Raw genomic sequence first — 15706 nt, 5'->3', positions numbered from 1 at the left:
GCCAGGCCGGAGGCGACGGCCGGTGTGGCGCCCTCCCAGCGGGAGAGCGGGTCGAAGGGGCGGGGGCGGGCGAGCGGTGTGAGGTCGCCCGCCCGTCCAGAAGTCGGCGGTGCTCTCGGACAGCGGTGTGACCTCGACGGCCAGTTCGCCTGCGGGGCCGCTGGGCACCGTCGCTTCCAGGGCGTCGAGGACCTCCTCCTCGGTCCGGCCCAGCCAGGCGAACAGCAGGAGGGGGTGCTCGTCGAGCAGGGACGCCCAGGCGAACATGACGGCGGGGCCGGCGGTCGCCTGGCTGTGTCGGGCGCGGCGGAGCAGGACCAGAGCGCCCGGTCCGGCCAGGTCGAGGGTGGGCACCAGCCAGGGACGGACGGTCACCTGGTCGGTCGGGTACCGCGGTGCATCGGCCATGGCGGGGAAGTACGGCGGCGGAACCGGGTGGCGGGGTACTCCGGGAAGGTTCAGGACCTCCTGGTCCGGCTCGGCGGACCCCGGGCCGGGCAGGCCCAACGCCTCGGCCAGGCCTTCCGGTCCCAGTGCGTAGGGGTGGGGGCGGATCCGTTTCCGGGAAGGGGTCGAGGCGGGCAGATCGGAGTCGATCGCCCAGAGCCGGAGACGGTCCGATTCCCAATACGCTTCGATGAAACGCACACGCTCATTGTCCAGGCCGGGCACGGTACAGGTGACGCTTTCGGCTGATTCGGCGGACGGCCTTCCCCACGCCCTGGGTAGTTTGGGGCCCAGGGTCCGACGACGCATGGGAGGCACCGGGGTGCAGGGTTTCGAGCGGCTTCCGGCGCGGGTCTTCGACTTCACCTCCGGCAGCAGGCGCGACCTGTACTTCGCGATCCTGCACGTGTTCAACGACGCCAACGAGCGGTTGGAGACGGCGTTGTTGCTGGAGCAGGTCCACGGCCGACTGCCGGGGACCGGGTACACCGATCCGGTGGACGAGGACGAGGTGGAGGCGGCACTGCGCCACCTGGAATCCCTCGACCTGCTGGAGTCCTCCCAGAGCTACACGGCGTCCTACGCCACCGCCGCCGAGTTCGAGCGCAAGAACGTGCAGTACACGCTGACCGCGCGGGGAGAGGCCGAGTTCGCCGGGGTCCGCGTCGTCCTGGAGCGCCTGAAGGAGAAGGGCGCGCTGCAGACCGCCGTGTTGGACGCCGTCGGCGACCGGTTGGCCGCTCTCGACACGCTGATGAGTGCTGACGACCCGGCTCAGGACAGCCGGGTCTTCACCACCCTCCAGGAGTTGGAGGGGCATCTGGACTCGCTGCGCGACAACACCAAGCGCTTCAACAACGAACTCCAGCGGCTGCTGCGCGCCGACGGCGCCGACCTGGACACCTTCCACGAGGTCAAGAAGGCCACCGTGGGGTACTTGGACGCGTTCGTCGACAACCTGGAGGAACGCGCCCGTACCATCGCCGACGCGTTGGCCAGGGTGGAGGAGCACGGCACGGCCCGCCTGTTGGAGCGTGCCCTGAACGGGGCCAACCTGCCGCCGAGCGCGGACGAACGGGTCCGTGCGGACTGGTTGGACGGTCGGCGCGCGAAGTGGTCGGGGCTGCGGCTGTGGTTCGCGCCCGCGGAGGACGGCCAGGAGGGTGTGCGGCGGTTGCACGAGGTGGCGCGCCGGGCGATCGGCGCTCTGCTGGAGACGTTGGAGCGCATCACCGAATCGAGGCGCCGCGCCTCCAGCACCGCCGAGGACCTGCGGACGGCCGCCCGGTGGTTCGCGGGGGCCGCCTCGGAGGAGGAGCTGCCCCTGCTGTGGTCAGCGCTGACCGGCCTCTCCCCTGCTCGGCACGCGGTGCTGGGGCACGAGGACGGCGAGCTGATCGAGCCGGGCACGGCGTGGGCCGACGCGGACCCGGTACCCGTCTCCCCGAACCTGCGTTCGTCGGGGCGGTCGGGTCGGGTCGCCCGCACGGCCCGGGTGCGCGACGTGCGTGCGACGGAGCGGCGCCGCCGGGAACGGGCCCTGGCCCAGCGGGCGCAGACGGAGCGGGCCCGACAGCTGTTGGCCACGGACGGCCCGATGCGGCTGTCCTCGTTCGGGATGTTGGAACACGACCTGTTCGAGCACCTGCTGTCCCTGCTCGGCCAGGCCCTGGCCGAACCGGTCGCGAGTGACGGTACGCGTCGCGCCCTGACCTTCGACGGGAGGATGGAGATCGTCCTGTACCCGCCGCCGGACGGCCGGGTGGCGACGCTGCGGACACCGCGCGGGGAGTTCACCGGACCCGACCACGTGGTGTCGATCAGTGTGCCGGGCCCGGCCCGCGCCGGGGACGCTCCCCCGCCCCGCGGATCCTTTGGTGTCGCAGAAGGAGGTGCGGCGTGAGCACCCTGCCCCGGGCCCGCACGGCCAACCGCAGGGTGACCGAGACCAGGGACGACATGGCCCAGGGCATCCGGTCGATGCTCGCTTCCCCGCTGCTGACCCGGGACGCCGACGAGGAGGCGTTCACCCTGGTGCGGCGCAAGCGCACGGAGCTGACCAGGTGGTTCGACTTCTTCTGCGGTTGGACGCTCACCGTGGAACCCCGGCACGGGTACGCGCGGTTGGCCAAGGTGCGAGCGGGCGGCTCCTACCTGGCCTCGCCGCGTCCGGCGCTGCGGGTGCGCGGGACGAGGTCGGCCTTCGACCGGCGGCGCTACACGCTCTTCTGTCTGGCCGCGGCGGAGCTGACCGTGCTGAACCGGACGACGGTCGGGCTGCTCGCCCAGCGGGTGGCGCACACGTGCGCGGCGGAGGAGGGCATCGCCGACTTCGACTCCTCGTCCCGGGCGGAACGGTCGGCGCTGGTGGACGCGTTGCTGCTGTTGGAGAGCTACGGGGCCATTACCGCGGTGGACGGCGCCACGGAGTCCTACCTGGCGGGAGCGGACGCCCTGGTCCTCTACCGATCCGACAGCGCGCGGCTGGCCCGGCTGCTCAGCGCACCGGTTCCGCCGTCCCGCCTGGGCGGGGCGCATGCGGACCTGGCCGCCCTCCTGGTCGAGGAGAGGTACGGTGTCACGGCCGAGTCGGGCATCCCCGGTGAGACGGATACGTCCGGTGAGGCCGGGGCTTCCGGGGAAGAGGGGGCGCCCGAACACGCGGGGCCCACCCGCAACCAGCGCACCCTGTGGGCCCGACACTCGCTGATGCGCCGCCTGTTGGACGACCCGGTGGTCTACACGGCGGACCTGAGCACGGCCGAGGCGGAGTACGCGTCGAGCCTGACCGGCCGCAAGATGATCCGGCGTGCCGCCGAGGAAGCGGGTTTCCGTCTGGAGGAGCGGGCCGAGGGCTATCTGCTGGTCGACGCCGACGGGCGGGCCACCGACGACCGGTTCCCCGGTGAGGGGCACGTGAAGCAGACCTCCCTGCTGTTGCTCGACGTGCTCCTGGCCGCCCCCGGTTCGGTGTCCCTGGCCGCGCTGAGCGACGAGGTGGAAGGGCTTTTGGAGCGCAGGCCTTCGTGGGCCAAGTCCTTCCGGGGCGAGGGCGGTGCGGCCCGGCTCGCCCGGGGAGCCCTGGAGGTGCTGGTCGGTCACGGCCTGGTCCGGGCCGATCCCGGCGGGCCCGCCGGGTCCTGCGGCCCGCCCGGCACGGTGGGCTACCGTGCCCTGCCCGCCGCCCACCGCTACGCCGTCGACCGTTCCGACTTCGGAGAGGAAGCATGACCGACACCGGCACGGAGGACCTGATGGAGCGCTCGGGGGAACGCTGGAGGCCCAGCCGTGCGGGCATCCTCAACGTCTGGCGCTACTACCGCGAGGTCCTGACCTTCCACCAGGGACGGCTGTTGCTGCGCGGACGCAACGGAACCGGCAAGTCCAAGGCCCTGGAACTACTGCTGCCCTTCCTGCTGGACGCGAGCCTGCGCCCCAACCGTTTGTCGACGTTCGGCGGCAACGAACGCGTCATGCACTGGAACATGATCGGGCACGGCTACCCGGGCGCCACCCGGGTGGGGTACGTGTGGTTGGAGTTCGAGCGGCCAGGACCCTCCGGGAGCGAGTTCCTCACCCTGGGGGCACGGCTCCAGGCCACCAGGGACGTCTCCTCGGTCAAGGCCACCTACTTCACCGCGGCCGCGCGCGTCGGTGACTCACTGTCCCTGCTCACCCCCGAGGAGCAGCCGCTCACCGTCAAACAGCTCAAGGAGGCGGTCGAGGAGCGGGGGGTCGGAACCGTGTACCCGGGGCCGGAGGAATACCGGTCCGCGGTGCGTTCGCTCCTGTACCCGAAACTGGACCAGGCCCGCTACGACGCCCTCATCACCGCCCTGCTGCAGCTTCGCACGCCCAAGCTCTCCGAACGCCTGGACCCCGGGCTGCTGTCGTCCCTGTTGTCCAGCGCGCTGCCGCCCCTGGGGCGCGGGGAGCTCGCCGATATCGCGGGCGGGTTCGAGCGCCTGGACCGGCACAGGGTGGAACTGCAGGCCCTGACCAAGGAGGTCGAAGCGGCCAAGGCCCTCGCCGACCGGCAGCGCCTCTACGCCTCCCGGGTGCTGCGGGGCGCGGCCGCGGACCTGATCTCCGCCACCACCGACGCGGACCGGTGCGGCCGCGCCGCGGGGGAGGCCGAACGTGCGGCTTCGCGGGCGATGGAGGACCTGGAGCGGCTCGCCCTTCGGGAGTCGGAACTGGAGGAAGGGGAGCGTTCGGACTCCAGCGAACTCCAGGGGCTCCGGGAGAGCGAGGCCTACCGGGCCGGGGCGGGCATCGCGCTCCTGCGTGAGCAGGCCGGGCAGGCCGAAGCGGAGGCGGAGCGGAAGGAGGCCGAGGCCGGTCGGCGCCGTGCGTCGGCGGTCCGGTCACAGAGCCAGGCCCGGGAACTGACCGAACGGACCGCGCGGGCCGACCGCGGTGTGGCGGCCGCTCGTTCCGTGGTGGAACGTGCGGCCGAACGCGCTGATCTGGCGGGGTTGTTCGGTGAGGCGATCGTCTCCTTGGAAGGTGCCGGCGCGGAGGGGGTGGGGTCTGCCCGTCGGCTGCTGCGTGCCACCGCCGAGAACCGGAGAGCGCAGATCGGCGACGTCCTCACGGCCCTGGACGTGTACCACGACCGGCTGCGACGCCGGGAGGAGCTGGAGTCGGACCTGGGTGAGCTGGCGGAGGAACTCGCCGACGCCGAAGCCCTGGGCGACAAGTCCGCGGCCGAACACGAGGCGCGCTTGGCGGACCTGCACGAAGCACTGGCCGTGTGGGCACGCGGTCTGTCCGAACTGTCCCTGGACGACACCGAAGCGCTGGCCGATCAGGTCGATCCGGACAGCGGGGCCGGACCGCACACCGCGGTAGCCGCGGCCCGGCAGAGGGCGGGCGAGACCCTGGCGGCCCTGCGTCAGGGGATTCGTCAGCGCGCACAGGACATCGCCGCCGAGCGCTCCCGAGTGGCGGCGGAGATCACCGAGTGGGAGTCGCAGAAGGAGGTGGCGCCCCCGGCCCCGCGAACCCGAACGGGCGACCGGTCAGAGCTCCGGGGTGCTCCGATGTGGCGTCTGGTGGCCTTCGCCGACAGCATCCCCGATGCGGAACGGGCCGGGGTGGAGGCGGCCCTGGAGGCGTCGGGGCTGCTGGACGCGTGGGTACTGCCCGACGGGTCGGTGCCCGCGGCCGGGGTGGTCGGTGACACCGTCGCGACCGCCGCCGCGCGGCCGGTCCGGGGCCCCAGCCTGTTGGACGTGCTGACGGTGGAGGAGGACGCCGCGGTCCCCGCCGAACACGTCCGTACCCTGCTGGCGGGGATCGCCTACACGGGGTCGGGACAGACCCCTTCCGCGCTCGCGTCCGGCCCGGAGCCGGGCTCCGGGCGGTCCGCTCCGGTGGCGGTCGGAGGGGACGGCCACTGGCGGATGGGCCCCCTGCACGGTCACTGGTCCAAACCCGAACCCGCCTACATCGGTGCCCGCGCACGGGAACGGGCCCGAGCACGGGCCGTCGCCGAACTCAGCGATCGGCTGCGTGCGCTCGACACGGACCTGACCGGGGCCGAGGCCGAGCTGGAAACCCTGGCGGAGAGGCGTCAGCGGCTGGACGCCGAAGCGGAATCCCTGCCCTCCGACACGGTGACGCGCGCCTCGGCGCAGGAAGCACGTTCGGCCCAGGAACGGATCGCCGACCGGCACCGCGGCCTCGAGCGACAGCGTCAACGCCTGAACGCCCACCTCCCGGTCCTGTCCGCGGCCGAACAGGACCTGCGCACGGTGGCGGCGCGGCACCGGCTGCCCGCCGAGAGGGAGGCCCTGGAGAGCGCCCGCGCCGCCCTCGCGACCCTGGGCCAGGCCGTGGAGGACTGGTTGGACGGGCAGGTGGAGCTGTCCGGGCTCGTGGAACGCCGGGACCGGGCCGTGGACCTCGCCCAAGAGGAGGAACAGGAGGCCGCGGAGACCGCCGAAGCGGCCTCCCGAGCCCAGGCCAACGCACGTGACCTGAGGCAGCGACTGGCCGCGATGGACTCCACGGTGGGGGTGGAGCACCGCAGGGTCCAGGAGCGCGTGGCCGCCGTGGAGAGGCGGTTGAGCGCACTCAGCCGTGAACTGTCTTCGCTGCGCGCGGATCGGCTCACGTTGCGGGGGCGTCACGGGGAACTGCTCGGTGAGGTGCGCGGCCTGCGGGAGAGGCATGAGGCGGCGGTCGCCGCGCGCGACGCCGCCGCCGACCGTTTCCGCTCCCTGTTCGGGACCCCTCTTCACGAGGACTCCGGCTTGGACGCGAGCCTGCCCCCGGATCCCACCGTACGGGACACCCTGGAAACGGCGCGTGCGGTGGCGGCCACCTCGGAGCGCGCCGACCACTCTCCCGAGCGGATCAGCGGTGCGCGCGCCAAGGTCGCCGAGGCCGTGCACGCCGTCCGCGACACCCTGGCCGCGCGCACCTACCTGGAGTTGACCAACGAGGGAGAGATTCAGGAGGTCAGCGCACTCCTTGACGGGGTACGTGTGGGTGCGTGCGGGTTGCACGACGCGTTGGTCGGCGAACGCCGGGTGCGGTCCACGGACCTGACCGATGAGGAGCGTGCCCTGTTCGACCGGGTGCTGACCGGTGACACGCGCAGGCACCTGGCCGACCGGCTCCGGCGGGCCAATGGCTTGGTCGAGGGGATGAACGATCGGTTGTCCCGGGTGCGTACCGCCTCCCGGATCTCGGTGCGCCTGCGCTGGGACGTCGCTCCGGACGCACCGGCGGGCACCGAGCGCGCCCGGGGTCTGCTCCAACGCGATCCCCGCAACCTCGGCGACGATGAACGCGAGGCCCTGCACGGGTTCTTCCGGGAACGCATCGACGACGCTCGCGCGGATGACTCCGCGTCCAGTTGGGAGGAGCACCTGAGCCAGGTCCTGGACTACACCGCCTGGCACCGGTTCACCGTCGAGCTGGACAAGGACGACGGTGCGGGCTGGCAGCAGCTGACCCGGCGGGCGCACGGAAGGCTTTCGGGCGGGGAGAAGGCGATCGCGCTGCACCTGCCGCTGTTCGCCGCGGTGGCGGCGCACTACACCACCGACGCTCAGGCTCCGCGGTTCATCCTGCTGGACGAGGTGTTCGTGGGTGTGGACGCCGCCAACCGGGGGCAGATCTTCGCCCTGCTGGTCGACCTCGACCTGGACATGGTGCTGACCAGCGACCACGAGTGGTGTACCTACGCCGAGCTGGACGGGATCGCCGTCCACCAACTCATCCCTGGCGAGGCGGACGAGGCGGATGACGCGGTGACCACGGCCCGGTGGGTGTGGACGGGCAGAGCCCTGGAGGTGGACGAGGCGGACGAGGCGGAGTAGGCGGACGTGAGTTCTGACGTACCGAATCATCTGGCCGAGGAGGCCCTCTCCCCGTTGTGGAACGCGGTGCACGACCGGCTCTCCTCGGGTGCCACCGTACGCTCGGTGACCGTGCGGAACCTGGACGAGGTGTCCCAGGCGGCCCTGGCCGACCTGTTGGGGCTCGCCTCCTACCCGGGCCCGAAGATGAGCGTGCGCCTGGACCGGCTGGACGCGGCACTCGCCCCGCTGGGCGTCGACTCCCGAACCGTGGCCCGTGCGCTGGTCGGGCCGATCGACGACCGGGCGGCGCATCGGGCGCGGGCGGCCGAGGACCGCGAGAGGCTGTGGGCCTGGCTGTCCTCCCACCCGCTCGTCTCGGCGCAGCCCGCGCTGGCGCGGTGGGTGGATCTGGTCCGCGCCGACCGGGTGCCGCGAGGTGACACGGAAGGGCTGCGGCGCCGTTTGGAGCAGGCCCTCGCGGTGCTCGCCGCCCTCCCGCTGGCGGACGGGCGACCGTTGCCGACGCTGGCCGCCGAGGCGACCGGGGACCCGCACGCCCTGGACGGCACCAGGGCGCTGCCCGGTCTGGTCCTGCGGGCGTTGGCCGTCCTGCGCGATGTCGACGCCCCCTCGAACGCACAGGAGCGGCGTGCGCTGTGGGGCGATTTCGGGGTGGACTGCGATTCCCATTCCACCTCCGTCCTGGTCCTGGGGTTGCGCCCGGGTGGCGCGGGTCCGCTTGCCTCGACCCTTCGGATGTGGGCCGACACCGGGCGGGCGGCCGTCGCCACCCTGGACCAGATATCCGCTGTGTCCGACAGCGCTGAGCTGGCACAGCCCTCCCCGGTGGTGTTCGTGGTGGAGAACCCGTCGGTCCTCGCCCGCGCCCAACGGGCTCTGGGACCGGACTGCCCGCCCCTGGTCTGCGTGTCGGGGTGGCCGAACAGCGCGGCGATCGCCCTGCTGCGCACGCTCTCCGAAGGCGGGGCCGAGCTCCGCTACCACGGGGACTTCGACGGGGAGGGGCTGCGGATCGCCGCCCACCTCATGGCCGTGGCTGGTGTGACTCCCTGGCGGATGGGGGCCGACGACTACCTGGCCGCGCTGTCCCGGGTCCAGGAGGCTCCGGCACCCGGGCGGGTCACCCCCGCGCCGTGGGACCCGGACCTGGCCGACACCATCACCGCCGAGGGGGTAGCGGTCCACGAGGAGAGGGTCGCCGACACCCTGGTGGCCGACCTCCGGGCCGCGGCCGCGAAGCCCTGAGCGCGGGGGGCAGCCGTCGTCGGCCGGGACTGACGCGGACGGCCTGGGTAACTCGGCAGGCACGGCTGGCCCGTGAACCGCGAGTGGTCCAGGGAGCAGCGCGGGGAGGGGACCCACGTGGGAAGGCCACGGTGCCGCCCCGCGCCTCGGGGTCCGGGGAGAGGGGACCGGACTGGCTTTCCGACACGCTCCGGTCCTGGCCCGCATCGCGGTGCACGGGTGGTGGTTTCCGGAGGAAGCCGGGTTGTCCACAGGCTCTCCGCGGGGATTTCGGATCTGGTTCAGGATGGGAGCAGCCGCCTCCCTTCTGTCTGAGAGAGTCGCGATGATTGCCGCTACACGCCGCCCGGCTCCCCCCGTGGAAGAGGGAGAGGGGAGCAGACAGGTGTCCCCCGGCAGATAGACCTTCCCTCTTGGAGAGAGCCGGTCTCGACATCACTCCGAGTCGGGACGGGAGCAGGACCGGAGCTGCCCGGGACCCCGATCAGAGGGTCGGCCCCAGGCAGGTGTGGCGAGGACAAGGCCCATCACGTGCGGGGGCAGGATCCCTGAGGCCGCGTGTCGGGTGAGGGGTGTCACCTTCGGTTGGGCTCGGGGACCTCTCATCAGGCGGGATGCGGCTCTGCGCTGGAAAACAGAGGTGTTTTGGAGGCTTGGGTAGTGGGCTCCCGGGGAAGGTTTATTTTTTTCGTGGCGCGTTAGGCACGAAAAGTTGCCCAATCGTCACTGAGTGGGTGCACTGTAGGAGAATGAAGCGCTGCGATTTCTGTGAACTCCCCATCGGCGAGGGCTGTGCCTGTGCGCTGCCCCGTGACTACATCGGTAACTGCGGGACGGGGACTCCGTTCTCGACCGTGCGGCTGCACCCGGCCGGTGACGCGATCCTCATCTCCCTGCGGGGTGTGGCCCACCGGCTCGGCTGCTCGTACCATTCCGACTCGGAGGTCAAGGCCCCCACGTGGGGTTGGGTCAACTATCCGGCCCCGCAGTTGTGGCGGCGGATCAGTGAGAGCTCTCCCCTCAAGGCCACCGGGGGCAACACCAAGCGCGCGGCCACCCGTCGGTGCCGGAGCTGCGACCGCTGACCCCGGGAGGGGTTCGGCGGCCGGATCAGCCGCAGCAACAGCAGTCGCATTCGCAGTCACACTTCTTGCAGACCTTGCAGCAGTTGACCGCGTCGCAGCAGCTGCCGCAGGCCTCACCCACGCACTCGCAGGCGTCACACCAGGAGTCCCGGGGTTCGCCCGACCACGGGCCGGGGTGGGGGTCGCGGCAGCAGAACTGACAGGTGCCGCACATGAACAGGGCCGTGGCGCAGCCCGCGAGGATCCCGCGGCTGTGCGGGGGTTCGGTGAGCTCGGGTGTGCCGCACACGCAGGCGGTGCAGCAGCCCCGCTTACCGGAGGTGTGAGCGGGCCCGGAACCGTCCGAACCGTGGCCGCCTGAACCACGGCCGTCGTGGCCGTGCCCGCTGTGACCGTGCCCCGGGCCGTGGTGCTCGGGGCCGTGGTGCTCGGGGCCGCCGTGGTCGGGGCCGTGCTGGTGGCCGCCGCTGAGCGGGTGTCCGGGACTCAGCGGGTCGCCTCCGGCGGGGTGGCCGCCATGGGCGAAGGCGCGGGCCACGGCGCGGCGCAGTTCCTGGACCAGGAGGACGCGGACCAGGCGGTCGTCGGTGAACGCCACCTCACCCAAAGCCAGTTCGACGCCGAGAACGGCGTCGTCGCAGAGTTCGCGGGCCCGGCTGACGGGCGTGCCGGTGGCGGTGAGCGGGTTCCAGGCGTGGTTGGCCAGGTCCTCCTCACGGTCCTCCACGGCGTCCAGCAGGTGGGCCACCCGGCCGAACAGGCGGCCCGCCTCCTGGAGCGGGGCGGCGTTGGCCGGGACGCCCGCGAGGACGGCGGTGTGCGCGAAGGCCTCGCCGGTGGCCTCCTCGGTCGGGCGGGTCACGGTGAGCACGTCCGTGCCCTCCCCCGCGGCGAGTTCGGCTTCGCGCTGACGGTCGACCACGGCGGTCAGCGCACCTGCCTCGAAGCCGAGACCGCTGCTCGCCTTCCGCGCGCCGCGCTGCCAGCGGGCGGCCACCCGGCCGGCGACGGCACGGACCCCGGGGCGGGCGTAGAGGCCGTCACCGTCCTCGATGTGGTCGGTGATCTTGGCGGAGGCCAGCATCAGGGAGACCGCCGCGGCCAGGTGCGCCCCGGAGCCGTCGGCGGCCTCGGCGCCGCGCATACCGCGCAGAGGGCAGCGTCCGGCCGTGCGTTTGCCCGCCTGGGCCTCGGACTGGGCGGCGGTCAGGACCGACACCACGAGACCGTCGTAGTTGGTGGCGACCCTGGAGGCCTGGCCGTGGTCGTCACGCAGTGCCAGGCACAGCCCGCACATGTGGGACATCCACTCACGGGCCAGGTCCTCGGACAGGCTGTGCCTGCAGGGCCGCAGGATTCCGAACACGAGCCGACACCTCTTCTCCCGGTGCGCCTGTCGCGCACTGACGCGGGATGTGACTCCTTTGCCTCGGGTTTGGTTCCGGCCGATTCCGGCCGGACGGGCGGCGGTCATGCACGGGGCCGTCGGCCACGGCGACGGCTCAGTTCAGCGGGCCAGTGGGGAGCCGCAGCACTTCTTGGACTTGCGGCCCGAACCGCAGGAGCAGGGCTCGTTGCGTCCGGGCGGGGGCGGGGTGGAGCGCTCTCCGGGGCCGGTCCGGGCGGGGATCTCACCGGGGAAGGCCCGCTGCGGGGCGCTGCCGTTGGGGCCGCCGCCCTGGAGGTCGGCGAGGTTCTCCAGCGGGGGCAGGTAGGCGTCGGTGGAGCGGGTCGCCAGGTCGTGTGCGTCCGGGGTCATGCCGAGCAGTTCACGCATGCGGGCGCGGCCCAGCAGCGGCATCAGGCCGAGGCGGTTGAGCTCGGCGACGGTCTCCGGGGGTTCGGCGAGGATGCCCCGGCAGACGACGTTGTAGCAGTGCAGGGCCTTGTCGTAGGCGCCCTGCCCGGCGAGGTCCTCGGCTAGGAGGAGGGCCACGCCCCGTTCGAGCCCGGGGCGCATGAGCTCCTCCAGCAGCGCGTCCGATTCCTCGGTCCGGCCTTCGGCGCGCAGCATCGCGGCGAGCTGGTTGGTGGCGAACTGGCGGTGCCCCGGCTGCGGGGCGTGCTCGCGCAGGGCCTCGGCGAGCGTGCGCGCGGCGCCGACGTCCCGCTCGCGGAGGGCGTCCACCGCGTCCAGGAGGATCTCACCCGCCTCCTCGGGGAAGGAGGTCAGGTCCCTCAGGTGCTGCTTGGGCAGGTCCAGGCCGCGGACGGCGTCCCACAACGGCTGCGGAACCGCAGCGGGGGCCGGGGAAATGTCGGTCATCCTCCCAGGTTAGAACGTGCGTGGTGGGTGCTGCCCGTCACAGGGGCCACCAGCTGGCGGAGGTGAGGGGGCTGGTGAGGAGGGCCAGGAGGCCGAGGGTGTCCAGCCCGGTGCTGGCACCGATCTGCAGGCCGGCGGCGAAGACCACGGCGAGCAGCACCAGGAGCAGGAGGACCCGGGGCCAGCGGCGTCTGTGCTCGGGGGTGTCGGAGGTGGCTTCGGAGTCGATCCAGGACTGGTCCAAGCGAGCGATCTCCCTGCGTAGTTCCTGGACCTCAGTGTGGTAGTGATCGCGCTCGTCGCGGACCCGTTGGAGTTCGGAGCGTTCGGCCCGCACCGCCGCTCGGGCGTCGACGACGTCGGTGTAGGCCCCTTCGGGGCCTCGTTTGTAGTGCCACCGCTCCAGGCGGGAGAGCGGGAGGTCGACGTACTGGGTGGGCCAGTTGTCGTCGGAGTCCTCGGTGAACTGGTCGGTGTCGGGTTCGGTCTCGGCGGCGTAGTCGGGGGGTTCGGTCTCGGCGGCGGCCAGTACCGCGAGGGGCGGGGCGTCGGCGGGGGTGCGGGTCTCGGGGACGGGGGCGTCGGCAGGGGTGCGGGTCTCGGGGACGGGGGCGGGTGCGGGGGGTTCCCCCTCGGGCGCTTCCGGGGGTGTGGAGGCGGAGACGGTCCGGGCCTCACCCGGTTCAGGGGGCGGCGGCGGGTCGAGGGGCTGCCCGGCCCCGGGGTCGGTGACGGGCTCCTCCGGCGGCTCCGCTTCCGGGGACGGGCGTCTGCCCACCCCCAGGAAGGTGTGCGGCCGCCCGCCCAGCGAGCCCGCCCAGGTCTCCTGTTCGGAGGTGTCCTGGGCCCCCTCCTCAGCGAAGGGGTCCGGGGCCTCCGCCAACTCGTACTCGGTCCCGCTCCGGCCCGTCTGGGGCTCGGGGTCCGGGGCGGTGTCACGGCCCGCCCCGGGCCTGGGGGGCTCCGCGGTCTCCGAGGCCTCCTGAGCACCTCCAGGTTCCTTGTACCCAGGACTCTGTGCCTGCCCGGGCGTCTGCGGCTCAGCAGGCTCACGGGAGGAGTGGGGCTCAGGGGTTTCCTGGGGCGGGTGGAGGGCAGGGAGCGCTGCGGCTCCGGGGGGTGCTGTGGGTTCGGCGGTATCCGCGGTTTCGAGGGTTTCCTCTTGGCCGCGGGGTTGGGGGGCGGCTCTGGGGCGGGGGTCGAACCAGTCGCGCAGGAGGGCCCGGCGATCGGTGAAGTCGATGGTTTCCGGGACGCCCCGGGCGCGCAGGTGGTCGCCGAGGGCGCCACCCCCCTCTTCGCGGAGGACGGTGACCAGGCCGTCGGCGATCTTGAGGTGGTCGCTCGGCGCAGGGGTCAGGAAGGGGGAGGCCGGGGTTGCGGTGGGCGGGCCGAAGGCCAGGTGGGGGCCGTCTTCGAGGCCGAGGACGGGGTCGTAGGTGGAGAAGGACCAGTTCCAGCCCTCGGCGGGCAGGGCCGCGCGGGGGGTGAGGATGTCGTGCAGGATCCGGTGCATCCCCCACAGGAACCGCAGCTGGGTGGCCTGCCACAGGTCGGCGCGGTCGGGGTCCAGGGTGATGTGGACGGGTTGGTCGGGGTTTTCGAGGGCCCGCGCCACGGCTCCGATGAGGATCGGTTCGCTGTCGATCCGGGTTTCGGCGGCGCGGCGGTCCCGGGTACGCAGGGCGCCGGGGGCGCAGGTGTGTTCCCAGGGTTCGGGGGCGGGCAGGGTGCGCATGGCGGCCCAGCCGGGGGCCGGCGGCCTGGCCGGGGCAGGGCGGGTATGGGGGTTCTCGTGCAGGGCGAGGATCCGGGAGAAGGTGAGTCCCCGGGTGGGGCCGACGATCGCCCAGGCGTGGGCCTGGCGGACGTCGCCCGGCCAGCGGTAGACGAGGGCGCTCTGGCCGTCCGGGTAGTGGCGGGCCCAGAGGGTCTCGGGGTAGGCGGCCGGGTCGGTGTCGGGCAGTGCCGAGCGGTAGTCCGCGGTGAGGGCGGGGATCAGCCGGTCGCGCCAGGAGCGCAGGACCGGCTCGTCGCGCTGCGGGAGGGAGGTGGCCGCGGGCCCGGGGCCGATGCGGCCGAGGAGGGTGGGCTCGGCCCAGGCGAAGTGGATCTGGTGGAAGGCACCGGAGTCCGCTTCCAACGATGTGCTCTCGGGCAAGTGGCCCCTCCCACTGGTTCACGGATGCGCTGGTGCGCGCGACCTCGGGTGGCCGCGTCTCCCTAGGGAAGGTATCCGCCCGAAGCGACAGGAAACCGCGAAAGCGGGGTTATGCGGGCGTTTGTGAGCTTTGCGAAGTATGGACGCGCCCGGGGGCGAGGGGCGGTGCGGGAAGGGGTCAGTGCGCGGCGGTGAGCCGGGAGTGCTGTTCGGCGGTGAGGGTCAGGTCGGTGGCCTCCAGCGCCTCGTCCAGCTGGGCGAGGCTGCTCACCCCGACCAACGGGACCACCCTGGGCTCGTGGTCCATCAGCCAGGCGAGGACGACCTGGTTGCGGGTGGCGCCGGCCTCGGCGGCCACCTCGTCCAGGGCCGCCAGGCGCGCCGCGGTGCCCGGGTGGTCGTAGGCGTACTCCAGGGGCCGGTCGGGCCGGATGTACGCACCGGTCAGCAGGGGCGTGTAGGCGACCAGTGCGTGCTCGCGGCCCGCGGCCTCCTCGGCGCGGACGAAGTCCAGGAGCTCGGGGGTGACGTGCATGTGGCCCGAGGACTCCAGGGCCGCGTCGTGGCGGGGCTGCAGGTAGCTGTACCGGTACTGGAGCACGCGCGGGCGCGGCCAGCCGTTGGCCTCGGCGGCGGCACGGGCCCGCTCCAACCGCCAGGTGCGGTGGTTGCTCATCCCGAGTTCCCGGACCTCGCCCCGGGCGACCAGTTCGGCGAAGGCCCCGATCGTCTCCTCGATCGGCGTCCGGGGGTCCTCTCGGTGGGCGTAGAGCAGGTCCAGGGTGTCCACGCCCAGGCGTGCGCGGCTGCGTTCGGCGGCGGTGGCCACGGCCTTGGCCGAGAGCCCCTCCTGGGCCTCCAACCCGGCCCCGGGAACGGTGGGCTGGGCGCCGAGCTTGGTGGCGACGACGACCTCGTCGGTGACCCCGCGCTCGCGCCGCCAGCCGCCGAGGAAGGTCTCGCTCTCGTGCCCCTGGCCGCCCTCCACCCAGAACTGGTAGCAGTCGGCGGTGTCGACGAAGGTGCCCCCGGCCTCGACGAAGCGGTCGAGCAGCGCGGCGGAGGTGGCGGCGTCGGTCGTGCTGCCGAACTGCATCGCGCCCAGGCACAGGGCGCTGACGGTGCGGCCCTGGATGGTCGTGTAGCGCATCAGGAGTTTTCCTTC

The 15706-nt window shown here is 72.8% G+C and carries 9 protein-coding genes; 5 read left to right on the top strand and 4 right to left on the bottom strand.

The window, feature by feature from the left end:
- The first annotated feature begins 754 nt into the window (after nt 1-754).
- From HNR07_RS03560 to HNR07_RS03540, 5 genes are all read left to right on the top strand, one after another.
- The gene (locus HNR07_RS03560) at nt 755-2350 is read left to right on the top strand and encodes a TIGR02677 family protein (RefSeq protein ID WP_221318697.1); all 1596 of its coding nucleotides are present in this window, start codon (nt 755-757) and stop codon (nt 2348-2350) included.
- Nucleotides 2347-3678 (top strand): TIGR02678 family protein, encoded by a 1332-nt coding sequence (locus HNR07_RS03555; protein WP_312893568.1) that lies wholly within the window; start codon nt 2347-2349, stop codon nt 3676-3678. Before HNR07_RS03560 ends, HNR07_RS03555 begins: the two co-directional genes overlap by 4 nt.
- Nucleotides 3675-7781 (top strand): TIGR02680 family protein, encoded by a 4107-nt coding sequence (locus HNR07_RS03550; protein WP_184361858.1) that lies wholly within the window; start codon nt 3675-3677, stop codon nt 7779-7781. Before HNR07_RS03555 ends, HNR07_RS03550 begins: the two co-directional genes overlap by 4 nt.
- A gap of 6 nt (nt 7782-7787) precedes the next feature.
- Nucleotides 7788-9029 (top strand): TIGR02679 family protein, encoded by a 1242-nt coding sequence (locus tag HNR07_RS03545; RefSeq protein WP_312893566.1) that lies wholly within the window; start codon nt 7788-7790, stop codon nt 9027-9029.
- Nucleotides 9030-9778: 749 nt separating this feature from the next.
- Nucleotides 9779-10114 (top strand): hypothetical protein, encoded by a 336-nt coding sequence (locus HNR07_RS03540; RefSeq protein WP_184361855.1) that lies wholly within the window; start codon nt 9779-9781, stop codon nt 10112-10114.
- Between the two features lie 25 nt (nt 10115-10139).
- On the opposite strand, the gene HNR07_RS03535 is transcribed toward HNR07_RS03540, so the two are convergent.
- The 4 genes from HNR07_RS03535 to HNR07_RS03520 form a co-directional block, all read right to left on the bottom strand.
- Nucleotides 10140-11480, bottom strand: coding sequence for a DUF5685 family protein (locus HNR07_RS03535; RefSeq protein WP_184361852.1), 1341 nt, complete (start codon nt 11478-11480; stop codon nt 10140-10142).
- A 141-nt stretch (nt 11481-11621) separates the two neighbouring features.
- Nucleotides 11622-12380 (bottom strand): SEC-C metal-binding domain-containing protein, encoded by a 759-nt coding sequence (locus HNR07_RS03530; protein ID WP_184361849.1) that lies wholly within the window; start codon nt 12378-12380, stop codon nt 11622-11624.
- Between the two features lie 37 nt (nt 12381-12417).
- On the bottom strand, nt 12418-14541 hold the full coding sequence (locus HNR07_RS35420) for a hypothetical protein (RefSeq protein ID WP_281386359.1): 2124 nt from the start codon (nt 14539-14541) through the stop codon (nt 12418-12420).
- A gap of 178 nt (nt 14542-14719) precedes the next feature.
- The gene (locus HNR07_RS03520; protein ID WP_184361847.1) at nt 14720-15691 is read right to left on the bottom strand and encodes an aldo/keto reductase; all 972 of its coding nucleotides are present in this window, start codon (nt 15689-15691) and stop codon (nt 14720-14722) included.
- Between the last annotated feature and the right edge of the window lie 15 nt (nt 15692-15706).

The sequence above is a fragment of the Nocardiopsis metallicus genome (assembly GCF_014201115.1).
GTDB lineage: Bacteria > Actinomycetota > Actinomycetes > Streptosporangiales > Streptosporangiaceae > Nocardiopsis > Nocardiopsis metallicus.
The sequence above is the reverse complement of the archived record's forward strand: the minus strand, read 5'-3'. Positions and strand labels throughout refer to the sequence as shown.